This is a genomic window from Hymenobacter aranciens (assembly GCF_030580865.1).
GTDB lineage: Bacteria > Bacteroidota > Bacteroidia > Cytophagales > Hymenobacteraceae > Hymenobacter > Hymenobacter aranciens.
This window is the reverse complement of record NZ_JAUQSY010000019.1, coordinates 1-23495: the sequence shown is the minus strand read 5'-3', so window position 1 is coordinate 23495 and position 23495 is coordinate 1. Positions and strand designations below refer to the sequence as shown.

The 23495-nt window shown below is 62.8% G+C and carries 25 protein-coding genes; 21 read left to right on the top strand and 4 right to left on the bottom strand.

Annotation, left to right across the window (positions count from 1 at the left end; genetic code table 11):
* Window positions 1-2 precede the first annotated feature (2 nt).
* From Q5H93_RS21545 to Q5H93_RS21490, 12 genes are all read left to right on the top strand, one after another.
* Complete coding sequence (locus tag Q5H93_RS21545) at window positions 3-683, top strand: RNA polymerase sigma factor (protein WP_305008775.1); 681 nt, start codon at window positions 3-5, stop codon at window positions 681-683.
* Between the two features lie 11 nt (window positions 684-694).
* Window positions 695-1462, top strand: coding sequence for an LvrA C-terminal domain-related protein (locus Q5H93_RS21540; protein ID WP_305008774.1), 768 nt, complete (start codon window positions 695-697; stop codon window positions 1460-1462).
* 3 nt (window positions 1463-1465) lie between these two features.
* Complete coding sequence (locus Q5H93_RS21535) at window positions 1466-1873, top strand: hypothetical protein (protein ID WP_305008773.1); 408 nt, start codon at window positions 1466-1468, stop codon at window positions 1871-1873.
* Window positions 1857-2966 (top strand): P-loop NTPase family protein, encoded by a 1110-nt coding sequence (locus Q5H93_RS21530; protein WP_305008772.1) that lies wholly within the window; start codon window positions 1857-1859, stop codon window positions 2964-2966. The genes Q5H93_RS21535 and Q5H93_RS21530 overlap by 17 nt, the downstream gene beginning before the upstream one ends.
* On the top strand, window positions 2963-3547 hold the full coding sequence (locus Q5H93_RS21525) for a hypothetical protein (protein ID WP_305008771.1): 585 nt from the start codon (window positions 2963-2965) through the stop codon (window positions 3545-3547). Before Q5H93_RS21530 ends, Q5H93_RS21525 begins: the two co-directional genes overlap by 4 nt.
* Window positions 3547-3702 (top strand): hypothetical protein, encoded by a 156-nt coding sequence (locus tag Q5H93_RS21520; RefSeq protein ID WP_305008770.1) that lies wholly within the window; start codon window positions 3547-3549, stop codon window positions 3700-3702. The genes Q5H93_RS21525 and Q5H93_RS21520 overlap by 1 nt, the downstream gene beginning before the upstream one ends.
* A 19-nt stretch (window positions 3703-3721) precedes the next feature.
* Window positions 3722-3913, top strand: a complete 192-nt coding sequence (locus Q5H93_RS21515) for a hypothetical protein (RefSeq protein ID WP_305008769.1) — start codon at window positions 3722-3724, stop codon at window positions 3911-3913.
* A gap of 31 nt (window positions 3914-3944) precedes the next feature.
* Window positions 3945-5279, top strand: coding sequence for a site-specific integrase (locus Q5H93_RS21510; protein WP_305008768.1), 1335 nt, complete (start codon window positions 3945-3947; stop codon window positions 5277-5279).
* 100 nt (window positions 5280-5379) lie between these two features.
* Complete coding sequence (locus Q5H93_RS21505; RefSeq protein ID WP_305008767.1) at window positions 5380-5814, top strand: hypothetical protein; 435 nt, start codon at window positions 5380-5382, stop codon at window positions 5812-5814.
* Window positions 5815-5978: 164 nt separating this feature from the next.
* The gene (locus Q5H93_RS21500; protein WP_305008766.1) at window positions 5979-6425 is read left to right on the top strand and encodes a hypothetical protein; all 447 of its coding nucleotides are present in this window, start codon (window positions 5979-5981) and stop codon (window positions 6423-6425) included.
* Window positions 6426-6465: 40 nt separating this feature from the next.
* Window positions 6466-7401 (top strand): alpha/beta fold hydrolase, encoded by a 936-nt coding sequence (locus tag Q5H93_RS21495; protein ID WP_305008765.1) that lies wholly within the window; start codon window positions 6466-6468, stop codon window positions 7399-7401.
* A 234-nt stretch (window positions 7402-7635) separates the two neighbouring features.
* On the top strand, window positions 7636-7878 hold the full coding sequence (locus Q5H93_RS21490; RefSeq protein WP_305008764.1) for a hypothetical protein: 243 nt from the start codon (window positions 7636-7638) through the stop codon (window positions 7876-7878).
* A gap of 66 nt (window positions 7879-7944) precedes the next feature.
* Here the strand turns inward: Q5H93_RS21490 and Q5H93_RS21485 are convergent, their stop codons facing one another.
* Both Q5H93_RS21485 and Q5H93_RS21480 read right to left on the bottom strand, forming a co-directional pair.
* Entirely contained in the window at window positions 7945-10449 is a 2505-nt protein-coding gene (locus Q5H93_RS21485) for a hypothetical protein (protein WP_305008763.1), read from the bottom strand.
* A 114-nt stretch (window positions 10450-10563) separates the two neighbouring features.
* Window positions 10564-11754, bottom strand: a complete 1191-nt coding sequence (locus Q5H93_RS21480) for a phosphoglycerate kinase (RefSeq protein ID WP_305008762.1) — start codon at window positions 11752-11754, stop codon at window positions 10564-10566.
* 325 nt (window positions 11755-12079) lie between these two features.
* On the opposite strand from Q5H93_RS21480, the gene Q5H93_RS21475 reads away from it, so the two are divergent.
* The 3 genes from Q5H93_RS21475 to Q5H93_RS21465 all read left to right on the top strand — a co-directional run bounded on the left by Q5H93_RS21475 (window position 12080) and on the right by Q5H93_RS21465 (window position 17795).
* Window positions 12080-14770, top strand: a complete 2691-nt coding sequence (locus Q5H93_RS21475; RefSeq protein ID WP_305008869.1) for a D-alanine--D-alanine ligase family protein — start codon at window positions 12080-12082, stop codon at window positions 14768-14770.
* Between the two features lie 230 nt (window positions 14771-15000).
* Window positions 15001-15762, top strand: coding sequence for a PASTA domain-containing protein (locus Q5H93_RS21470; RefSeq protein ID WP_305008761.1), 762 nt, complete (start codon window positions 15001-15003; stop codon window positions 15760-15762).
* A 62-nt stretch (window positions 15763-15824) separates the two neighbouring features.
* Window positions 15825-17795, top strand: a complete 1971-nt coding sequence (locus Q5H93_RS21465) for a T9SS type A sorting domain-containing protein (RefSeq protein WP_305008760.1) — start codon at window positions 15825-15827, stop codon at window positions 17793-17795.
* A gap of 105 nt (window positions 17796-17900) precedes the next feature.
* Here the strand turns inward: Q5H93_RS21465 and Q5H93_RS21460 are convergent, their stop codons facing one another.
* Together Q5H93_RS21460 and Q5H93_RS21455 are read right to left on the bottom strand one after the other, a co-directional pair.
* A complete protein-coding gene (locus Q5H93_RS21460) occupies window positions 17901-18605 on the bottom strand; it encodes a fasciclin domain-containing protein (RefSeq protein WP_369811081.1) in 705 nt (234 codons plus the stop codon).
* 79 nt (window positions 18606-18684) lie between these two features.
* A complete protein-coding gene (locus tag Q5H93_RS21455) occupies window positions 18685-18906 on the bottom strand; it encodes a hypothetical protein (protein ID WP_305008759.1) in 222 nt (73 codons plus the stop codon).
* Between the two features lie 108 nt (window positions 18907-19014).
* Here Q5H93_RS21455 and Q5H93_RS21450 point away from each other — a divergent pair, with 108 nt between their 5' ends.
* From Q5H93_RS21450 to Q5H93_RS21425, 6 genes are all read left to right on the top strand, one after another.
* Entirely contained in the window at window positions 19015-19455 is a 441-nt protein-coding gene (locus Q5H93_RS21450) for a hypothetical protein (protein ID WP_305008758.1), read from the top strand.
* 567 nt (window positions 19456-20022) lie between these two features.
* Complete coding sequence (locus Q5H93_RS21445) at window positions 20023-20982, top strand: site-specific integrase (RefSeq protein ID WP_305008757.1); 960 nt, start codon at window positions 20023-20025, stop codon at window positions 20980-20982.
* A gap of 19 nt (window positions 20983-21001) precedes the next feature.
* Window positions 21002-21808 carry a hypothetical protein gene (locus Q5H93_RS21440; RefSeq protein ID WP_305008756.1) on the top strand — a complete coding sequence of 269 codons (807 nt, stop codon included), beginning with the start codon at window positions 21002-21004 and terminating at the stop codon, window positions 21806-21808.
* A gap of 121 nt (window positions 21809-21929) precedes the next feature.
* Entirely contained in the window at window positions 21930-22241 is a 312-nt protein-coding gene (locus Q5H93_RS21435; RefSeq protein WP_305008755.1) for a helix-turn-helix domain-containing protein, read from the top strand.
* A 176-nt stretch (window positions 22242-22417) separates the two neighbouring features.
* Window positions 22418-23182 carry a hypothetical protein gene (locus Q5H93_RS21430; protein ID WP_305008754.1) on the top strand — a complete coding sequence of 255 codons (765 nt, stop codon included), beginning with the start codon at window positions 22418-22420 and terminating at the stop codon, window positions 23180-23182.
* A complete protein-coding gene (locus Q5H93_RS21425) occupies window positions 23179-23475 on the top strand; it encodes a DnaB-like helicase N-terminal domain-containing protein (protein WP_305008753.1) in 297 nt (98 codons plus the stop codon). The genes Q5H93_RS21430 and Q5H93_RS21425 overlap by 4 nt, the downstream gene beginning before the upstream one ends.
* Window positions 23476-23495 lie beyond the last annotated feature (20 nt).

Here is a 23495-nt window from a genome sequence, read left to right as displayed (position 1 = left end):
CGATGAAGACCCGCCGCGAACAGGATGCGCGCCACCGGGAAGTGGTGCGCGCCTACTACGAAACGGGGAACGAGGCGCTGCTGAACCCGATGCTGGCCGAGCTGCGGCCCCGGCTGGTGGATTTCTTCAAGGTGAAGGGCCCGCGTGATGCCGAGCTGATAGCCGACCTGACCCAGGACGCGCTGGCCCAGGCACTCAAAAGCCTGCACCGGAAGCTGTACACCGGCACGGGCTCGATGGCTTCGTGGCTGAACGAGATTGGCTGGCGGTGCTACATCGCGCACCTGAAGCGCAAGACCAACCTCATCACCCGCCCGGGCATGAATGAAGACCCCTTCCTGCTGCTGGCCCTCACCAACGAGGAGGGCGCAACAGTGGAGCCCGCCGAGGCAGCCCGCGCCGGGGCCCTGGTGATGGGCGCCACTGATGCCGTGCTGGACCTGGATGCCGACGCCCGCGCCGCCGTGGCGCTGCATTACTACCAGGGCCTGCCGGTGGCAGAGGCCGCCCAGCAGCTGGGCATCAGCGCCAACATGGTTCGGGTGCGCCTGCGCCGGGGCCTGGCTCAACTGCAAAGCTGGGCCAACACCCAGCCCCGACCCACGGCCGACACCTACGCCGCCGTGCGGCACCTCGACACCGGCCCGCTCTTTCAGGAGCCCGCCCTGCGCCTGGCCAGCTAGGCCCGTCTCCCATGAACGGCTACGACCTATCTGACCACTTCCGCGAGCTACGCCCCAGCTTTCGTTTCTCGTCCATCGAAGCCGACCTGTTTTACGAGCTGGTTGCTATCTGCAATAAGTTGCGCTGGCCTACCGAATTCCAATACTCAAACCCGCTTCTCTGTGCGACCCTCGGGGTTTCGGAGAAATCACTGATAAGTGCTCGCAACCGACTCAAGCAGGCAGGGCTATTGGATTTCACGTCAGGCCATAAGCGCAACCCCACAATATACCGCCTCATCGACCCCGATGCTTCCGCAATACCCTTACCTGAGGTAAGTAAAAACGGCAGTACAAGTGACAGTATAAGTGGCAGTATAAACGGCAGTAAAAGCGGCACCTCTATTAATAAGGAAAAAACGAAAAGGAAAACGAAACCCCAACCCCCGGCTGCCGCCGGGGCGGGTGAAGGAGCTTCTTTCGAGGATTTCTGGGAGCTGTTCGGCAAGAAGGAGGACCGCCACAAGTGCGAGCAGCGCTGGAAAGCCCTCTCCCCTGCCGACCAAGCCGCCGCCCTGGCCGCCGTGCCGGCCTACGTGGCAGCCAAGCCTGACCGGAAGTACCGCAAAAACCCGCTCACCTGGCTCAACGGCCGCTGCTGGCTGGATGAGGTCAGCAATCAGGCCGAGCGCCCTGCCCCGGTCATTTCCCCGGCCGCCCGGCCCGATTTCGACCCCGAGGCGCTGTTTTATCCCAGCCTGCAACCCGCCGAATCCGAACCCCTTAGCCACGTCGCCTAAGCCATGAACCTGCCCGACCCCCGAGCCCTCGAGGATGCCGGCTGGCAACTCGACTACGCCACCGAGCAGCTGGCTCCGCTGGTGGAACTGTTGGAGTTACGCTGCGCCGAGCCGCCCACCAACCCCGCCCACCGGGCACGCTGGGAGCAGAACGCCGCCCTGCTGCGGGCCCTGAAAATCTACACCGGCTCCGTGTCGGTCCTGCACGAGCTGGAAGCCCAGCAGGTGGGGGAAATGCGCAAGGAGATGACTGAAGCCCAGCTCCGCTACACGATGATGGGCGTGGAGCGCGACTACCTCAAGCAGGAGGTGCAGCAGCTCAACCAGCGCTACTACGACGTCCTCGACACCCTCATCGCCCTGCAAGACCGTCTCCCGCCTCTACCCGTCCCGCATGCACTCCCCGCATAGATTCAATCCCTTCGCCCAGCCGGCGGAGCCCGTTGCCGGTTCTGCTCCTCCCCGCCCGCTGAAGCCCGGCAAGTCAACCCTGAGCAACCCCGCCGACGCCTTGCTGCACCCGGCCGACGTGCTGGACGAGATGCGCCAGGCCTGGAACCGGCAGGACACCAACGGCTCGCCTACCCATTTCCCCAGCCTGCAGGGTACGTGGTCGTGGATGCCGGGCGAGGCCACGCTGGTCACCGGCTGGCCCGGCCACGGCAAAACCGAGCTGATGCTGCAACTCATGCTCACCAAGAGCGTGTACGACGGCTGGACCTGGGGCCTGGACTGCCCCGAGAACATGCCGGCCTGGAAGCTGGTACGCAAGCTGGTGCAGGCCTACGTGGGCCAGACCTGCCACCCCAAAAAGCGCCGCCTGAGCTTCGCCGAGTACGAAGCCGCCGCGGCCTGGGTGGTGCAGCACTTCCACATCGTCAACCCCCGCAAGGCCGGCCGGCTCGATGAGGTATTGCGGGTGATGCAGCACTGCGCCGTGACCCACAAAACCAAGGGCTTCCTGTTCGACCCCTGGAACACCCTCACCGACAACCTACGCGAATACGGCGGCCGCGACGACGAGATGCTCAAGCACCAGTTGGGCGCGTTGTGCGACTTCGCCGAGGACTACGACCAGTGCGCCGTCGTGTGTGCCCACCCCGCCGGCGTGGCCCGCACTACCGAGGGCAAGCTCAAGGTGCCCGACCAGTTCAGCGTGGCCCAGGGACGCATGTGGGCCAACAAGATTGACAACCTGCTGGTGGTGCACCGCCCGAGCTACGACGAAGACCCCACCGACAACGCCGTGGCCTTCCACGCCAAGAAAATCAAGGAGCAGCCCGAAACCGGCTTCCCGACTCCAGTTGACGGCATCACGCTCACCTACCAGCGTCACAGCTTCCGCTACCACGATGGCAAGCTGGGACACTCGCCCCTGGACCCCAAGGCCATCAACACCTACCGCCAGCACGGCACCAACTACCTCAAGGCCGACGAGCTACCGGCCGAATTCAGCCCCCACGGGCGGCCCATCACTTCCACCTCCCGCGACTTCACCGCATGAAACGCTACCCCAAAGGCCCCTCCGCGGCCACTCCCAAACTTCCCATGACCACGGCCAGCGGCACGGTCTTCCACATCGTGGACGGCAAGCGCCTGGGCGAAATCATGGTGCGGGGCTACAACCGCCACCTGCGCTGGGTGCGCCTGCACGTCGCCAACCGCTGGGGCCGCACGTCGCCCTACGCCACCCAGCGGGTGAAACGCCTCGACGTGCATAAGGCCGAGCTAACGACCTGCCTGGCCCCTTTCCGGAATATCCAGCACCTGCGCCTGGATACGCTGGCCGGCCTGTTGGACGACCCCGACTGCCTGCCCGCCATCCAGCGCGACACGCGCCTGCTGGACCAGGAAATGCGATGGACGGCCCAGGAATACTACCCGGCCTTCAACTGGCTCCAAGCCTTCAAACCCGGCTACTACGCCAGCTCACCCGAGCGGCAGGAGCAGTTGAACGCCCTCTACCTGCCCATCCAGACCAACCAGCGGCTGAAAGACCTACGCCTGCTCTACGACGACGGCCTGGCCGTGCTCAACTCTATGGCGGCCCTGCGGCCGGCTCACTTCCCCTTTCTCACTCCCTGATGCCACCCACTACCTCCAAGCCCTGCCGCTATGCCCACGCCCCGGCCTTCCTCGACAAAACCCGGGAGCGGGTAGTACTGGACCTGCCCAGGGAGCAGCTACCCCAGCTCCTGCAGTTCCTCACCCAGACCCTGAGCGCCCAGAAGTACACCTGACCGATTACCGTTTACCCCCATGCAGCTGAGCCTCGATTTCACTCGCCCCCGCCGGCCCTACCAGTACCACACCTGCGCCACGCTGCAGCGCCTGCGCCAGCTCCGCCCCCACCACACCGCGGCGGAGCTGGCCCGGCTGCTGGGCCTGCGCTCGGCCCGCCAGGTGCGCGACCTCTGCGCCGCCTACGGCATCCGCAAGCGCCGGCCCTAGGCGCCGACATTCCACTACCAACCCGCACTTTATGAACCTGACCTTGCGGCAACGCCTGGACAAACCCGCCCGGGATGGGCGCTGCTACGTCTTTCTGGACGTGACCTGGCCCAGGCACCGGGCCACCCTACCTACTGGCGTCAAGTGCCTGCCCGCGCACTTCCGCCCCGACAAGGCCCAACCAGTTTCCGCCAAAGACCTCGCCGCCGGCCACCTCAACGCCCGCCTGAATGCGCTAAAGGCCACCGTGCTCAAGGTGGCCGAGCGGGCCGTGGTCGAGGACGTGCCCCTGACGCCCGCCATGCTGCGCACGGCCACCAGCGCCCGGCGTGCCAAAACCAACTCCACATCGGTTACGGTAGCGCCGCCAGCCGTCACGCCCACCGAATTTTACGCCCGCTGGAAAGCCGACAACCCCGGGCAGACCTCCCACGGCGCCCGGCGCTACAAGCAGGTCGTAGACCACCTGCAAGCCTACCAGCCCGACTGGCCCGTGCTGGAGCTCACGCGCCCCGAGTTTCTGGGCTACCTCACGCACCTGGCTGGCCTGGGGCTGGTCGATGGCACGGTCAGCAAGCACGTCAAGTTTCTGCGCGAGTGCTTCCGGCTGGGCGGCCTGCCGGTGCCCGGCTGGCTGAAGCTGCAAACCCGCTACGGCCGCGCCCCGGCCCTGCGTGCCAAGGAACTGCAGCACCTGATTGCCTTATCCGACCTGCTGCCCGACTTAGCCATCGAGCGCGACCTGTTCGTGCTGCAAACCCTGCTCCTGCTGCGCGACTCCGACCTGCGCCAGCTGCGCCCCCACCACATCGAGCCCGTCCCGCTGCCGGGCTACGGCCCCGTGCCGGTAGCCACTTTCCGGCAGGCCAAAACCGGTGACGAGGTGCGCCTGCCCCTGCCACCGGCGGCCGCAGCCATCTGGGAACGCTACGCCGGCAAGCTCCCGATGCCCGTGCAGCAGGAGCGCAACCGCCGCATGAAGCATCTGGCCCGGGTAGCCCAACTGGAGCGCTCTTTCGTGCGAGTACAGTACGTGCAGGGCGAGCCCGTCGAGGAAATCATACCTTTGCACAAGGTCATCACCACGCACACGGCCCGCCACACCGGCGCCGACATGGTGATGCTCGGCTCGGGCGGCGATTCCAACCTCAAGGAAAAGGCGCTGGGGCACGCCGGCGTCTACGGCCACGATGCGCTGGAGCGCTACGGCCCGGCCCTGCTGCGCGCCTGGGAAGCCGTGTTGTCCAAACCAAAAATGGACAACAACTTTTCTGCTAATCCACCCGATTCAGCACCGGATGAGACCTACGTTTTACGCCCTGTACGCACAATAGGAGCGTATTCGCTACCACGGCTTACCAAATAGCCGATTCCAGTTGGGCCCACGAAACGGCCCCTCACGGTAGCGTGAGGGGCCGTTTTGCTTCCTCCATCTATCTTCGGGTCGCACTACCTCCTACCTTTCAATGCAGCGCCTGCTCCTCTCCTGCCTTCTCCTCACCGTTGTTGGCTGCACCCCGCCGCCTGCCGAGCGCAGCGAGGCCGAGCTCCGCCAGGAGTATGCCCAGAGCCGGCGGCAGCTGGCCGAGCGCGAGGGCAAGGAGTGGCGGCGCTACCTGCAGGAAAAGCTGCAGCACCGCAGCAACCTGCTGGGCCAGGTGGTGGTGGAGGGCAGCATCACCAGCACGGCCACAGCGGCCATTTATACCGACGTGGTGCTGCAGGTGACGTTTCAGGATGCCGAGGGCCGGGTGCTGCAGCAGTACGACACGCCCATCAAGGAGCCGATAGCGCCCGGCGCAGTGCGGCTGTTCAAAGAGAAGTATGCGGCGCCGAAGGGCACGTACAGCACCGGCTACGTCATTGCGGAGGCTGGCTTTACGGTGGCGCCGGAGCAGTAGCGCCCGGGCAAAGCCCTGCCCACGCGGGGAGTTTTGCCTGTCCACTCTATCTTCGAGCCTTTGAAGCTGTTTAGGAAGTCGTTTTCAACCGGTCCGACGCCCTAGGGCGTCGGACCGGTTGAAAACGACTTCCTAAACAGCTTCTTTGTTTTTACCCTACCCCCATGAAGCGTCTGCTACTTTCCCTTGCTTTCATCACTGCCGCCCTGGCGGCCCGGGCGCAGGTGTCGCCGCTGATTCGCCTCGTTAGCGCCGGCATTACCGTAGGCACCAGTGCGGCCCTGCAAAGCAAGGCCGGGCTACGGGACCAGTATGTGCCCCAGGCCAACTACCAAGGAATGACCTTCCCGCAAAAGCGCACGGCGCGCGGCAAGCTCAACAGCGGCCCGGGCAAACCGGAGATTCTGCAGGTGGAGGCGCTGCTGCAGCGCTGCTACACCACGCTCACAGCCGACCCACACGCCGAAGTGGTACCGGCCGAGCTGTACGAGACTATTCAGAAAACTCAGCAGCTCATCAATGAGCTGCGGCCGGAATGGGACACCGACCCCTACACCGAAGAGCTGGCTTTTTACCACGAGCAGGACCGCGCCCGCAAGCCGGGCAAGTAGGTGCCCGGCTTGCGGACGCGGTGGTGCGTAGCTTGCTGGCATGAACCGCTTTCTTACCGCCGGCATGGGGCTTTTACTACTCGGCAGCCGCCCAATCCAGGCGCAGGACTTACCGCCCATCACCCATACGCAGGTGATAGGCAAGCAGCTGGCGTATCAGATGAGCGAGCGGGCCTCGCGCCGCCCGGGTGCGCCCATCGTGGTATTTGAGGGCGGGGTGGGCGCGGGCACCGAGAACTTCGTTCCCCTGCTGCCGGGCCTTTCGGCGGCCGGCATTGCCTGGCTCACCTACGCCCGCCCCGGCCTGAGCGGCTCCGAGCCCGACCCCGACGTGCGCACCGATGCCGAGGTGGTGGCGCGCCTGCACGCCCTGCTGAAACGCGAGCGGATTGCCCCGCCGTACCTGCTGGTGGGGCATTCGCTGGGCGGGGCGCTGGTGCGCCTGTTTGCCGCTACCTATCCGGGCGAGGTGGCGGGCCTGGTGCTCATCGACCCTACCAATTTTATGCTCACGGCGGCCGACGATGAGCGTATTCGCCGGGAGTCGGGCAGCGCCCTGGGCTACCGGGCGGTGTTTACCACGATGCTGCGGCGCGGGGCCACCGACGCGGCTATTCCGGCCCATGTGCGCGGCGACCTGCTACGTGCGGCCGAGGCCAACCAGCCGGATTACTTTGGCGAGTATCAGTACCTGCCACCGCTGCCCGATGTGCCCGTGGCGGTGCTGCTGGCCTACAACAGCCCGGTGGAAGGCGGCGAAGCCGCCCTCTCGCGGGAGCTACAGCTGAACGAGCCCGCCTGGTCGGCCCAGGTAACGAAGTACCGCATCCAGGATTTTTCGGCGCTTATTGCCCGCAACCACCACAGTGTGCTGCAGCTGCTGCCGGGCTACGTACACGTCATCCACCATATGGACCCGGAACGGGTGCTGGGCGTCATCCGGGAGGTGTATCAGCATGCGCCGGCGGCCCGGTAGCCAGCCTGGGGGGTAGCTGGCCGGCAGGTCGATACTAATTTCAATCACAAGGTCACCAAGCAGTTGATGAAGGCTGAGGCTTAGGGGCGCAATCCGGCGGGGATGCCTGGAGTAATGGCAGCAGAAGCGTGTTTTGTGTACCTCGAAGCTAACTGGGCCGCCCGGTTGGCGAGGCGGCCGCACCCCTAATTTGCAGTACCTTCGTTGTCTGACTATTCCTGCCCCTTCCAGCTTATGAAAACCCTTTTGCCCGCCCTGTTGCTCACTACTCTGCTGGCCAGCTGTGCCAAAGACGATGCCCCTTCGCTGCTGGGCGAATGGCGCCCCCTCAGTGCCTACGCCGTGCACGAAGGCCCGCAGGCCATGCCGTCGGATACCATCCGCCTGCCCTTTGACACGCGCCTGCGGGTGAAGCTGCCCGTGGAAACGGCCAGCCCCAGCCTCACTGGCTACCACGTTATCACGGCTACCCGTTAAGAAACTGTTTTGCCAACAAAAAAACCCCGCCAACGCGGGGCTTTTTTGTTGTAAGGGCACTTGTCGCTACTCCACCAGCAACGGCTGGCTGCCGCCGCTGCTTAGCCGCAAGGTGTAGCGGCCAGGCGCCAGGCCCATCAGGCCCAGTTCGTGGCGGCCGGCGCCGGCCGGCAGCACGTAACGGCGCTGCACGCGGCCCAGGGCGTCGAGCAGCTCGGCCGTGGCGGGGTGGGCAGCCTCGGCCGGGGGCAGCCGCAGGGTAGCGCTGCCGTGAGCTGGGTTGGGGTAGAGGGTCAGCGGGGCAGTAGCGGTGGCAGGAGCAGTAGACGTAAGCAAGGCAGAGGTGTAAATGCCAAAGCAAGCGCTTACCCGGCTGCCATCGCCCACCATGAGAAACGCGCCACCGGCGCAGATGCGGTCGGTACCGATGGGCTGGAGGGCCATTACATAGGAAGTGAGTCCCGTGCCAACGGAAGCCCAGGCCGCACCATTCCAGCGGGCCAGGTGGCGCGCTGGAATGGCGCTGGCCGCCAGAAATGCACCTCCTGCATACAAGCTACCCTGACCATCAAAGGCCAGCGCCAGCACGGGATAGTTGACGCCCTGACCCAGGGTGCTCCAGGTGCTGCCGTTCCAGCGGGCCAGGTAGCCCGCCGGGGCCCCGCCCGCCTGGGTGAAGTAGCCGCCGGCATAGAGGTTGCCGGTGGCATCCAGTGTCAGGGCGCATACGCCGCCGTTGGTGCCGGCCCCCAGGGGCTGCCAGGTGGTACCGTTCCAGCGGGCCAGGTAGTTGGCGGGTACACCGCCCGCCTGCGTGAAATACCCCCCGGCATAGAGCACATTGTTGCGGTCAAGCAGCAGTGCATCTACCTCGTTGTTCATGCCGGTGCCCAGGGGGCTCCAGGTGCTGCCATTCCAGCGGGCCAGGTTGGCAGCGGCGGCCCCACCGGCCTGACTAAAGCGCCCCCCGACATAAAGATTCCCGTTGGCATCCAGCGCCAGGGCTTTCACTTCGGTATTGGTGCCGGTGCCCAGGGGGCTCCAGGTGCTGCCATTCCAGCGGGCAATGCGGCTGGCCGGCTGCCCACCGGCTTCCGTGAAAAATCCCCCGGCATAGAGGTTGCCGGCACCGTCCAGCACCAAGGCTTGCACCAGGCCATCGAGCCCCGTGCCCAGGGGCTGCCAGGCGGTGCCGTTCCAGCGGGCCACGTAGTTGGCATCGGGGTTTCCCCCGGCCTGCCGGAAATTGCCGCCGATGTATACATCGCCACTCCTGCCATCCACGGCCAAGGCATACACGATGCCCAGTAGGCCCGTGCCCAACGAGTTCCAGGTATTATCGTTCCAATGCGCTACGCGGCTGGCCACCGTGCTGCCCGCCAGGTCGAAGATACCGCCCACGAACACCTCCCCATTTGGTCGGACCGCCATGCTGTAGACTTTATTGTTGCAGCCCGCGCCCAGGGGGCTCCAGGTGGTGCCGGTCCAGCGGGCCAGGCGGTTGGCCACGCTTCCGCCGGCCTGCGTGAAGTCGCCGCCCAGTAGCAGCCCCCCGCGCTTGTCCGCCATCACGGTCCACACTTCATTGTTCAGCCCCGCCCCGAGCCCGCTCCAGGCGGTGCCATTCCAGCGGGCCACGTAGTTGGCCGCCACGCCGCTGGCCTGGGTAAAATTGCCGGCCGCGTACAGTACGCCAGTGCTGTCCAGCAACAGGCTGCGCACCCGGCTGTTCATGGTGCCTATCTGCGTCCAGCTGCTGCCATCGCAACTCGATACGAAGCCCTGCGCCACGCTCCCTTGCAGCATCACGCCCCCCGCGTACACCGTGCCACTGCTGTCGGCGGCCAGGGCCAGCACGGTGCTGGGTACGCCTGCGGGCAGGCCGTCCCAGGCCATGCCATTCCAGCGCGCCACGTATGGCGACGGCACGCTGCCGGCCTGGGTAAAGCTTCCCCCCACATACACGTTGCCGCGCCTATCGCAGGCCAGCGCAGTCACCAAGTTATTCAGGCTTGGGCCGAGTTGCACCCAGGTAGTGCCCGTCCAGCGGGCTAGGTAGCCGGTCGTCGGCCCCGAGGGCGCCGACACAATGCCCCCGGCATACAGGGTGCCGCTGCTGTCGATAGCCAAGGCGTTTGCCGGTCCCCGAAGCCCGGCGCTCATGTCGGCCCAGGCCGTGCCATCCCACCTCGCAGCGCACGAAGTGGATACTTGGCCGGAGACTGTCAAAATTCCTCCGGCATACACCTCCGTTCCTCGGCACACCAGCGCCTGCACCGGCCCGGCAATGCCCGGCGTACCAAACCCCGTCTGCCACCTTTCGTCGCCCGGGCCCTGCACCCGCCGGGTCTGCACCGGCCGAAACTGCGGCCGGTGAGCCCCAGCCATGCTCACCAGTTCGTAGCCGGCCGGGTTGAAAGAACCGCTAAGCCCCGGGCGCAACGTGCCATCGGGGGCCAGGGCTTCGGCCAGGGGGCGGCCGGTAGCGCTTGCTACGGGCGGAGTCGATTCGGCCAGTACCAATTGACTCAGCCCGCATAACCATACAAACAGGATGTAGAAAGAACGCATGAAGGCAGCCGACAATTGAAATGTGAGTAAAGTCCAAAAGTAAAGCGCGGCTGGCCAACGAATACGTTGCCCAGCCGCGCCTTCTACTTCGCGGTTCCTGAAAAACCCGACCGGTTACCCCAGCGCCGTCACGCCCGGCAGCTCCTTGCCTTCCATAAATTCCAGCAGCGCGCCGCCGCCGGTACTGATGTAGCTCACCCGCTCGCCGAAGCCCAGCTGCTGCACGGCCGCCGCCGAGTCGCCCCCGCCGATGAGCGAGTAGGCCCCGGCTTCGGTAGCCTCGGCAATGGCCTGCGCCACGAACTCGGTACCCACGGCGAAGTTCGACATCTCGAACACGCCCATCGGCCCGTTCCACAGGATGGTTTTCGAGTCGCGGATGATGCTGGCAAACACCTCGCGGCTTTCGGGGCCCAGGTCCAGCCCCATCCAGCCGGCCGGGATGTGGTGGTTGTCGGCCACGTCCACGTTGGCGTCGTTGGCGAACTTATCGGCAATGGTGCTGTCGGCGGGCAGCACCAGGTTTACACCCTTGGCTTTGGCTTTGGCGATGAGCTGTTTGGCCAGCTCTACCTTGTCGGCTTCCAGCAGCGAGCTGCCTACCTCGCCGCCCCCGGCCACCGCAAAGGTGTAGGCCATACCGCCCCCGATGAGCAGGTTGTCCACCTTGTCCAGCAGCTTCTCGATAATGAGAATCTTATCCGAAATCTTGGCCCCGCCCATGATGGCCGTGAACGGCCGCTCCGGCTTGTCGAGCACCTTCTGGGCGTTGTCGATTTCCGAAGCCAGCAGGTAGCCGCCCACGCGGTCGGCCGGCGCAAAGTTGGCCGCCATCACGGCCGTGGAGGCGTGGGCGCGGTGGGCCGTGCCGAAGGCGTCGTTCACGTACACGTCGCCCAGCCGAGCCAGCTTGCTGGCGAAGGCTAGGTCGCCGCCTTCTTCCTCTTTATAGAAGCGCAGGTTTTCGCACAGTAGCACCTCGCCCGGCTGCAGAGCCTGGGCCATTTGCACGGCGGCCTCGCTGGCCACGTCGGGAGCGAATTTCACTTCGCGACCGTACTCCTTGCTCAGCCGGTCCACGATGTGCGAGAGCGAATACTTGTCCTCGGGCCCGCCCTTGGGCCGCCCCAAGTGCGAAATCAGCACCACCGAGCCGCCGTCGTTGAGGATTTTGGCCACTGTGGGAGTAGCCGCCCGGATGCGGGTGTCGTCGGTGATGTGCAGGCTTTTATCCAGCGGCACGTTGAAGTCGACGCGCACCACGGCGCGCTTGCCGGCAAAGTTGTAGGTGTCGAGGGTGTTCATGGTTGGTGTGGTGGTATAAGGTCAGAGTTGAAAGTGCAAAGAACGTAAAACTCCCCTCCTTGGAAAGGAGGGGATGTTTTGCCGCAGGCAAAACGGGGGTGGTTGGCCCGCTCGCGCCGAAAGAACGACGGATGAGCGCGAAAGTTTGGGCAGTAACAGGGCGAAACGGAGTTCTACCGGCGCGAGCGGGCCAACCACCCCCGTTCGGCGCTCTTCGCGCCTCACATCCCCTCCTTTCCAAGGAGGGGAGCTTTGTTCTTGCGTCCTCGTTCTGCTCGTTCGGCGCTTCCCTGGCACTCGTTACCTTTGCACTCCTATTATGAGCATGAGAATCGGTATTTTCTTCGGTGGCCCTTCCCGCGAGCGGGAGATTTCCTTTGCGGGCGGCCGCACCGTCTTCGACAACCTGGACAAGGGCCTGTTTCAGCCCGTGCCCATCTTTGTCGACAGCCTGGGCAACTTCATTCTGCTCGACTGGCAGTTTATCTACAAGGGCACCATCCGCGACTTCTACCCCCCCGTGGAGGTGCTCCCCCCTACCCTGCACCCCGTGCAGGTGTACATCGAAAGTCTCGGCCCGCTCACCCACGAGCAAGAGTTTCACGCCATTGCCAAAGTGGGCCGCCAAGTGCAAATCAACGAATTGCCGTTGCTCATGGACTTCGCCTTCCTGGCCCTGCATGGCCCCGCTGGCGAAGATGGCTCCATCCAGGGCCTGCTGGAGTGGCTGGGCATTCCGTACTCCGGCTCCGGCATCCTGCCCTCGGCCTTCGGTATTGATAAAGTGGCCCAGAAGCGCCTGCTGAAGGCCACCGGCCACCCCACGCCGGATTTCCGCACCATCACGGCCGCCGAGTGGGACACGACGGACCACGCCGCCACCCTGGCCTACCTTAGCCGTGAGCTGGGTTTGCCGCTGGTGCTCAAGGCACCCCGCCAGGGCAGCAGCATCGGCGTGAGCATTCTCAAGGAGGCCAGTCTGGAGAAATTTGAAGCCGCCGTCGAGCGCAGCCTTTTCCGCAAAACCCTGACCCGCGCCGAGTGGCGGCGCCTGGGCGAGAAGGACCAGCTGACCTGGGTGCAGCACCTGACGGACATCCGCGAGGGCATCGGCCTGCCGGTGGTGCTCAACGACGAAACCGCCCCCATCTACCACCCCGAAACCCTGCTCTTCACCCTCAATGAGCGGTTCGAGACGGCCGAGGAAATCCGTCTGACCAACGTCGACGGCGAGACGCAGGTGCTGGTGGAGGCCTTCGTGGCCGGCCGCGAGTTCAGCTGCATCGTGGTGGAAGACCAGAACGGCCAGCCCCTGGCCCTGCCCCCCACCGAAATCGTGAAAGGCACCGAGGTGTTCGACTACCGCTCGAAGTACCTGCCCGGCCTGGCTCGCAAGGTCACCCCCATCGACCTGCCCGAGGCCGACATCCAGCGCATCCGCGAGGCCTGCGAGGAGATGTTCCGCACCTTTGGCTTTCAGGTGTATGCTCGTCTCGACGGCTTTGTGAGCCCGGACGGCCAGTTGTATCTGAACGACCCGAACACCACCTCGGGCATGCTGCCGGCCTCGTTCTTCTTCCACCAGGCCGCCGAAATCGGGCTCAACCCCAGTCAATTCCTCACCTTCCTCATCCGCACCTCGCTGGCGGCCCGGCACCGCGGCGGCTTGCGGCCCATCAAGCTGCAGCAGCTGCTGGCGCAGCTCGATACCGCCGTGGCCTCGCGCAAAAATGCCGATACCGAGCGCATCCGGGTGGCCGTCATCATGGGCGGCTACTCCTCCGAGCGGCACATCTCGGTGGAAAGCGGGCGGAATATTTATGAGAAGCTGGCCTCGTCGGTGAAGTACGCGCCGGTGCCGGTGTTCCTCACCGGCTCGGCCCAGGAGCACAAGCTCTACGTGCTGCCCATCAACGTGATGCTGAAGGATAACGCCGACGACATCAAAGAGAAAATCGAGCACGCCGAGGCCGGGCACGCCAGCCATCCCATCCTGGAGCGCATCCGGCGCGAGGCGGGCGGCATCACCAGCACCTACGCCGGGCAGGGTATCGCTGCGCCGCACCGCATCAGCTTCGCGGAACTGGGGCAAATGGCCGATGAAGTTTTCATCGCCCTGCACGGCCGCCCCGGCGAGGACGGCGCTCTGCAGGTGGAGCTCGAAAAGCTGGGCCTGCCCTATAATGGCTCGGGCGTGGCCAGCAGCAGCGTCACCATCAACAAATTCGAAACCAACAAGCGCCTGCGCGATGCTGGCCTGCGCGTGGCCGAGCACCGCATGGCCGACAAGCTGGCCTGGCAGGCCGACCCGGCCGCCTTCTACGCCGAGCTGGAGGCCCAGTTCCCTTACCCCTTCATCGCCAAGCCCGCCGACGACGGCTGCTCCTCGGCGGTGAAGAAAATCAAGACCCGCGCCGAACTGGAAGCCTTTGCGGAGCTGATTTTCCGCGAGCAGGAAGACCTGCTGCCCGCCCCCGCCGAGGTGCTGCACCTGGGCTTCAAGGAAGAATTTCCCCAGAAGGACGCCTTCTTGGTCGAAACCCTCATCAGCCGCGACGGCGCCCAACACTTCCTCGAAATCACGGGCGGCCTGCTCACCAGCTATGACGAAGACGGCCAGCTCGATATCGAAGTCTTTGAGGCCAGCGAGGCCCTGGCCACCGGCGAAGTGCTGAGTTTGGAAGAGAAATTCCTGGCCGGCGAGGGCCAGAACATTACCCCCGCCCGCTACGCCCCCGCCCCCGCCGAGCGCCAGCGCATCAGCAACGAAGTGAAAGCCGTGCTGCGCCGCGTGGCCGAAGTGCTCGATATCCAGGGGTACGCCCGCATCGACGCCTTCGTGCGGGTGCGCGCCGGCGGCGCCGTCGAGGTGCTCATCATCGAAGTAAACTCGCTGCCCGGCATGACGCCCGCCACCTGCATTTTCCACCAGACGGCCCTGGCCGGCTACACGCCCTACCAGTTCGTGGATAGGATTCTGGAGTTTGGCAAGCAGCGGCAGGCGAAAATCGGCTGAACGAAAAACTCCCCTCCTGCTAAGGAGGGGATGTTTTGCCGCAGGCAAAACGGGGGTGGTTAGGCCTCCCGCGCCGTTAGAGAGATAACAGCACGAATTACAAACCACTCCCGAACTTTACCACTCCCCTTCGGCGCAAACGGCGCGACCGGGCGAACCACCCCCGTTTCAGCTGCGCTGAAACATCCCCTCCTTGGAAAGGAGGGGAGTTGACGTTCTTCATACTCCCTATGTCCTTCTTCTCCGCCAACTCTCCGGCCGACGTTTTCAAGCACCTCGTCATCATTGGCGTGGCAGCCCTGCTGCTGGTGCTGGGCTTTTTCTACGTGTATCTGCCCATCACCACCCACCACGGCGAAACCATCACCGTGCCCAAGGTAACGGGCATGAAGCTGGCCGACCTCGAAGACTACCTCGACGAGCGCAACCTCGCCTACTTCGTCGATGACTCCAGCTACAACCCCAGCACCCAGCCCTTTACCGTGCTCACCCAGGACCCCGCGCCCGGCGAGAAAGTGAAGGAGGGCCGCAAAATATACCTGCAGGTGAGCATGAAAAACCCGCCGGTCATCAAAATGCCCAAGCTCACCGACGGCTCGGTGAAGAATGCCCAGCTCATCCTGCAGAGCTACGACCTCGTGGTGGGCCAGATTCAGCTCGTGCCCGACCTGGCCCAGAACGCCGTGCTCAAGCAGCTCGTGAACGGTAAGGAAATTGCGCCCGGCGCTCCCATTGCCAAAGGCACCAAGGTGGACCTGGTGGTGGGCGACGGCCAGGGCAACCAGGAATTTGCCGTACCCAACCTCGTAAACATGCCCGAGGATGAGGCCATTACCCTACTGGTAGGCCAGGGCCTGCAGGTGGGCGAAAAATTCCCGCAGCCCGCCGAGGCGGGCCAGACGCCCGGCACCGTGGTGCGCCAGCGCCCCGCCGCCGGCCCCGATGCCACCACCCGCACCGGCCAGCTCGTGGATTTGTGGATTGCCCAATAGCGTCGAGGGCAATTATTTCGAGTTCGGGCACGTTACAGGGCCCACAGGTTTTTGCATTTCGTATGACGCTACTCTTCCGCATCTGGCACCGTGGGGTGCTGCCCGCCTTGTTGCTGCTGGCCGGCAGCGCCGCCGCTCAGTCGATTGAAGTGCGCCCGCTGGGGGCCGACCCCGGCCGGGCCCGCTACGCCCCCACGGCCGCCAGCCGCGCCGACCAGCGCCGCACCACCGCCCTGAGCCTGCCATTTTTCGACGACTTCACCACGCCGCTGGAAGGCGCGCCCCGGGCCGACCTCTGGATGCAGGCCGGGGGCACGCTGGTCAGCAACCGCTTCGCTATCAACCCACCCACGCGGGGCGCCGTCACGTTCGACGGGCTGAAGGCCGATGGTACGGGCTACACCAATTTCCCCCCGAACGGCGGCTCGCCCTATTCAGCCACTGACACGTTGACCTCGCTGCCCATCGACCTGGCAGGCGCCTCGGCTGCCGACCAGATATTCCTGAGCTTCGCCTGGCAGGAAGGCAGCCTCATAGGCGCCCCGGCCAGCAGCACCAGCAGCAGCAACGTGAGCTTCGACCTGCAGTTTAAGGCCAGCAATGGCCGCTGGCTTTCGCCTACCGGCTGGCCGAAGCGGCCCGCGGGCAGTAACCGCCGGACCTTGCCCTTTCGCCAGGTGGTGCTGCCCATTGAGGCCGCTTACCTGCACGGCACGTTTCAGTTTCGCTTCATCGCCACCGGCCGCTCGGCCTATGCCGCCGACACCTGGAGTGTGGACTACGTACGCCTGGAAAACGGCCGCGGTCCCAATACCGCCACCGGCGCCCTCGCCGATACCGTCACGGCCGATGTAGCCACCAGCGCTGGTATTGACACCCTCTACCATGCCGGCCTCAGCAACCCGCTGCGGCACTACACGGCCATGCCCGTGTGGCAGTACAACGCCGCTGCGCCCGGCAGCGAGCTTAACCCGGAGCTGGGCATTAAGGCGCAGAACCTGAACCCGCCGCCGCCGCCGCTCCCCACGCAATGGTTGGGTACGGTGCGCGACTTGGGCACGGGCATCAATCTGGGTACCTGGGGCAATACCACGACCAACCTCACCACGCTGCCCGTGCGCGTCACCAACCTGGTGGGCGATGCCACGCAGGTGCCCATTCCGCTTACGCCCGAGGCCAAACGCCTGCGCTACACGCTGGTGCTGTCGTCGCAGGAAACGGATGCCCGCACCTTGCCTAACGATACCATCTTCCGCGATGTAACGTTGAGCAATTACTACGCCTACGACGATGGCACGCCCGAGTCGGCCATCAACTTCCCGGCCCTTGCCGTCGGTCAGCCTGGTTTTTTTGCCTACCGCTTCGTGGCCAATCAGGCCGACCAGGTGCAGGCGTTGCGGCTTTACCCGGTGTTCACGGCCGACCTTGCCACTCGCTCGGTCATCATCGGCGTGTGGGCTGATGACAATGGCCACCCGGCCAATACTGCTTTGGCTACGAAATCCTTTGCCATTAATTACCCGCTGCCCGCCGGCAGCCAATACGTCGAGTTGGCCTTCGACACGCCGGTGCCGGTGACGGGCACTTTCTACGTCGGTTACGGGCAGCCCAGCCAGGGCCGCATTCTCGAATACGGCCTGGACCGGAACACTCGCATCCCCCCGCAAACGCTTTGGAAATCAGTGTATGGCACATGGAGTGAGATAACCAGCGCCGACGTGGTAGCTGGCGCCCTGATGATGCAGCCCGTAATGAATAACAACGTCCTTTCGGCCACCACGCCCCCCGTGCGCGACGCGGCTGCCTTCCGCCTCTACCCCAACCCCAGCCGCGGCAGCGTCAGCATCGAAGGCCCGGCTTTTGCCCGCGCCACCGTGCTCGACGCCCTGGGCCGCACCGCCTGGGAGCAGCCCGCCGCCCAGGCCGGCCAGCGTCAGCTGGATCTGGGCGCACTGCCCAACGGCGTTTACATCGTGCGCCTGGCATTGCCTGATGGCAGCGTGGCCACCCGCCGCCTGGTTATCAGTCAGTAGTTTTTTTAAGCTGTTAGCTTTTTACAAGCTTTCCCAATGCAAAAGGCCCGCTACACAGTGTAGCGGGCCTTTTGCATTGGGAAAGCTATTCCCTCATGAAACAGGCTACTTAGCCGGCATCAGCACAGTATCAATAACGTGCGTCACGCCGTTGCTCGATACCACGTTGGGAATGGTCACGTTAGCCGTGCCACCTTTGGCATCGGTCAGCATCACCATGTTGCCTTTACGTTCTACCTGTAGCGTTTCGCCCTCCACAGTGGTCAGGGTCTGACCATCTTTGAGGTCGGAGGCCAATAGGCGGCCCGCCACCACATGGTACGTCAGGATTTTGGCCAGCATGGGCTGCATATCGGGCTGCAGCAAGTTGTTCAAAGCGCCACCGGGCAGCTTGTTGAAGGCGGCATCGGTGGGCGCGAATACGGTGAAAGGCCCGGCGCTTTTCAGCGTGGTTACGAGGTTAGCGGCTTTCACGGCGGCTACCAGCGTGGTGTGCTCTTTTGAGCCAGCAGCGTTGTCCACGATGTCTTTGTCGGGCCTCATCAGGGCACCGCCCACCATCACGCCTTTGCCACTCATGCCCGGGCCATCTTCGCGCGGCTTGGTGGTAGCTTTCATCTTGGCGCCGTCATCCGACTTGCCTTTAACTTTCATTTTACCATCGGCTTCAGCTTTGGTTTTCACCGTCATGCCTTTGGTAGTGGTTTTGGTTTTGTCGCCGTCGCTTTTGGTTTTCATGTCCTGCGCGAAACTGGGAGCGGCTACGGCAAAACTCAGGGCAAAAGCGGCGAAAAGAGGCTTGGTGTTCATGGTAATTCGGGAAAATGGAAAGAATAGTTGGCCTTGCTATACGGCCCCGCTCCCCTAAAGATGCTACCGCCCCTCGTTTCTATTCCATCTTATCAAACACCCATTCGTCACCCTCTCGCCGGAAACACACGCTCACCGGCGCCTGGCCCGGCGGTGTCAGTGGCACGCAGGCGTAGTCACTTTTAGCTTCCTGACTGGCCAGCAATTGGGCAGCCTGCTCGATAAGCTGGCGTTGGGCCTTGGCGGGCTGGGGCTGGTCGTTGACCCAGCTCAGCTTGCCATCAATTTGTACGAAGGGCATAATGAAAGATGCTTGAGAGAGCCGTAAAGAACGGAACTCCGGCCGTAATCCCGCGTAGGCAGCCGCAAGCCGCACTTGGCTGCTTTTCACATTTTGCTTCGTCCCACCATGCGCTATCTTGCTTTTTTCGCCCTCCTGCTCCTCACCAGCTGCGCCGTCGCCGACCGCCCCAGCAGCCCCACTGCCGGCGGCGCCGTGTTCGACGTGCCTGCTCTGCTGGGCCAGGACATTGACCAAGTTCGTTCCAGCCTGCTCGGCAAAACCCAGGGCCGCGCCGACGACCCCAACGCCCGCCAGTACCAGAGTGGCCCCACCGAGTGGACCAAAATATTCGCCCGCGACACGACCACGCTGCTCGTAAGCTTCAACTCCCAAACCCGTCAGGTCCACGACTTTTTTATTCGCACTGCCCACGGCGCCACCGCCGATTACACTCCTCTGCTCCAGCTTGCCAACGTACGCGACAACAACCGCCGCGTCCGCATCGAGCCCCTGAAAACCCAGTCCAGCCCGGTGCTCTACAGCGGCGTGCGCTTCAGCGCTAAGTAGTGTTGAAACCAACTACCCTGCATCTGCAACAAAAAAACCGCCTCAGCAGCTTGCCGGGGCGGTTTTTGAATTAAAAAAGTGGTCGCGCTAAGAATCGAACCACTTGATGAAACCCGATTGCTTCTGAGCAAAAAACAGCCTCTAGTAGCACGTGAAGGGGTTTTTCTTATTTCACTAGTCGGTTTGTGTCGGAAGACGGTCGGCTTGAAACGGCTTTATTGTACCCCCAGCTGTACCCCGGATTTTGTTGTTCTGTGTTACATTTGAAGCCGTAACCAACACTGCAAAACTATGGCAACTGTGTCGTTTCACCTAAAGGACCCCAAGGTCGACCGCCCAACGGCAATCTTCGCTTTCCTGGCCCACGAAGGCGGCCGCATCAAGGTGTACACGGGCTTAAGTATCCACCCCGCGAAGTGGGTTAAGGATGCCCAGCGGGCACAAGTTCGGGGGCGCGGGAACGAGGGAAACGGACACTTAAACGATGCTCTTGATACGGCTGAGACGAGCCTATTGGACTGCTACGGTCAATATCGCGCCGAAGGGCTGCTGCCAACAGCTTCTCAGTTGAAGGAAGCCATTGCCTCTGCTGCTCCTGACGCTTCACCGGGCACCACGACTACCGCTGGAATGCTGGAGTTATTTGCCGACTGGATAACCGGCCGCGCCCTTACCCATACGCCGAACACCCTTCGCACCTACCGCACAACCCTACGTCACCTGCGCGACCTGCAGGCCACGGGCAAGAGTATGCTGACCTTTCAGGCTGTTGGTACTGCGTTCGCCAAGCGCCTGGCCGAGTACCTGCTTACGCACCGTCAGCTCCGGGATACGGCTGTGCGCAAAAATTTGGTTATTCTTAAGTGCTTTCTGGGCTGGGCCAGTGAGCAGGGGTATCCAGTCAATCCGGAGTATAAAAAAATAAGCTGGCAGCGCCGGGAGCCTGATATTCTCACGCTCACCCGGGCCGAGGTAATGGCCCTGGCCACGTTGGACCTGACCCAGCACCGCCCCCTTGACAATGCCCGGGCCCTGTTTCTGCTGGGGGTCTACACGGGGCTGCGTTTTTCGGACGTTGCCGCCCTCCGCCCCGAGCACATTCAACCGGACCGCTTGCGACTGACGACCCAGAAAACGCGCACCACGCTTATTATACCCATCCGACCAGAAGCACGGCCACTACTGGAACGGGTAGTAGATGGCACTCTGCGCCCTTTGCCGAATCAGACATTGAATCGCTACCTGAAAGAGCTAGCGGCCCTGGCTGGCATCGAAACACTCACCGAGCGCATTCACTACGCTGGGGGCAAGCGTTACGCGCACACGGCACCCAAATACGAGTTCGTAACCACCCACACTGCCCGCCGAACCTTCGTAACGCTGGCGCTGGAGGACCAGCTCCGGCCCGAACTGATTATGAAAATCACCGGCCACAAAGACCTGAAGTCATTCAGCCGGTATGTGAACGTAACCGAGGATGCCGTGCTAACTGAATTTGCCCGCGTGTACGAGCCGGCCCGGGTGTAATAAAAGCGTTACTCTTCACATGACCGACGAAGAAATTACCCTTTATCGTGCGCGGCAGGATGCCGCTGTACTAGCGGTGGCTCGCCGGGTAGCTGCTGCTTTTGGCATTAAAAACACGGCTACCATGAGTTGGCAGGCGATGCATTGCCTTATGATGGATATCCGTACCGCTTGGTACGAAGAAGGTGGCGAGCGCGCCGACGACCTGTTCGAAACTCGCTTGCAGGAGCGTCACGCATATTTTGGGCGGCAGACACCTTTTCACAAAGACTTTGATGCGGCTTTTTACACGCAGGTGAGCAGCCGACCCCTGCACGATATTGAACCTTACTTGAGGGAATTCTGCGCCGCACACCCCGAACTTCAGGACAAGCTTGGCTATGGCTATCTGGCCGACATCCTGCGCGCCGCTGACGCGCTTAAGTCGCCAGCGGTGGGCCGGGCGCTTCGCTTGCTTGACCAACTTAAAAGCCGGGCGGCTCGGCAGGTCGCTGCGGAGCAAGCGCCAGCGGCGTCGGTCTTGGGCAACCCTTGCCTAGCGCCACTTACCCTTGAACTGGCTGATGAAATTGCCACGACGGTCGGGCTTATAAAACACGGCCGCTATATACTTGGCCCTAAGAAAAAGAGCGCCCTGATAGGATTTCACCGGGCCTTGTATGCTAGAGGACTGGTTACGGGTACCGTCGCTGAACTGAACGAATTCTTTGGTCAACGCTACGGCGTCGAAGTTCGCACGGTCCTTTACAAGCAAAAACTAGCTGCCGGGGACTACATGGCTCTAACGGCTGCCGAGCTTACCGCTCGCCGCCTGATGCCGAGCTAAGCCGACAAATAATAGATGATTTAGGCCGGGGATAGATTATCCGATAGATGGTCGCTTGCAGGCTGATTCGCTAGGACCCCACCTTTGTCCCACTTCGCTCACAACCCCGAAGTGCGATACCATGCAACAAGTCATTTTATCGGGTGTACTCTACACCCAACTACTGGAAGACCTCCGCGCCTTAGTGCGTGGGGAAGTCCAGAACACATTGGCCATCCCTTCCTCGAAGGAGCCTGAGGCCGAACAACTACTCACGGTGCGAGAAGCTGCCGCCATGCTCGACGTCTGCCTGCAGACCGTTCACGAGTGGAAGCGCAAAGGCCTGCTGTGCTACTACAAAATTGGGGGGCGCACTTACCTCAAGCGCCATGAGGTATTAGCGGCCTTGCAAGGCCAGCAGCGCACGGTAAAGACTGGCAGAAAAAGCCGCTAAATGTATGGCGCATATTCTGTAGCTCTCTACGGTTCGGCACCTACCCTAGCCCTCATTGCCTTGAGGCGCCCCAATCATCGCCTTTATCTCATGCTATCCCTCTTTCGGGCGCATGACCTGCTTCAGAATTCTGGCCTTTACGAGGCTTCAGCTCTGCAGTTCACTTTGAATCCATCATGGATTACATTAAACTCCTCAATCGCTTCTGGCAACGACACCGCGAAGCAAGCTTTACCCCCGCCGAAACGGCCCTATATTTTGCCTTGCTTGCTATATGCAACGGCCTCCGCTGGAAGAACCCCTTCCAACACTCCAATCAGCTGCTGTACGTCAGCCTAAACATTACCGAAAAAACGCTGATAGCCGCGCGGACTAAGCTTCAAAGCGCTGGTCTGCTTACTTATCAGCCAGGCCATAAGCGCTACCCCACCACCTACTGGCTGGCTACCCATGACCACCTACTAGGCGCTGATGATACCCTGGAAAATAGTCGTAGTAAACTCCAGTCTTTTCCGGTGTTGAGCGAGGGTTATGGGACTTGTCAGCTCCCCGATAGGCTGGAAAATACTGCCTCATCAGTAAAGAAAACTCGTTCTTCCTTATCAAACCAGACAGTCGGTCCGCGCACGACGACGGATGAACTGAGTGCTGATGATAGTCCCCTAGTGAATGCCGAGCACTTTGTTCGCATTCTGCGAGAAGGTAACTATGCGCACGTGGATATCGAAACCTACCGCCTGCAAATGCTCGCAACGGCTCGCGACAATACCCTAGCTCTATCCCTCCCCCGCTGGCGGAAATGGATTATCAGCTACCTGAACAATGACCGGGCAAAGGATGCGCTCCTGTTGGCCGCGCAAGCTAGTAGCTCCTCTCCCACTCTCCACGGCAGCATTGGCGACTTGCACGCCAAAGGCACTGTTCAGCAGCCTATCCTATGAAATCTGCCGACCAATCCTTACACCCTCTCAACGACCGCACACTTGAAGAGGCAGTACTCGGCGCAGCGCTGCTCGAAGCGCCAGCACTACGCATTATTCAGGAAAGTTTTGGCTCTCAGGTCGATATTTTTCACTTCCCAGCCCACCAGCATGTATACCGGGCTATCCTGGAACTACAGCGCAAGGGATTAGATGTTGACTTCGCAACCGTGGTCAATGAGCTGCAGAAAGCGGGCTGTACGCTTCCCCATTCGGCAAGCCAGTCGTTAGTAGAGGTTAAGCTGCTTGTTTAAATTCGAGTGGGGTCATAAAA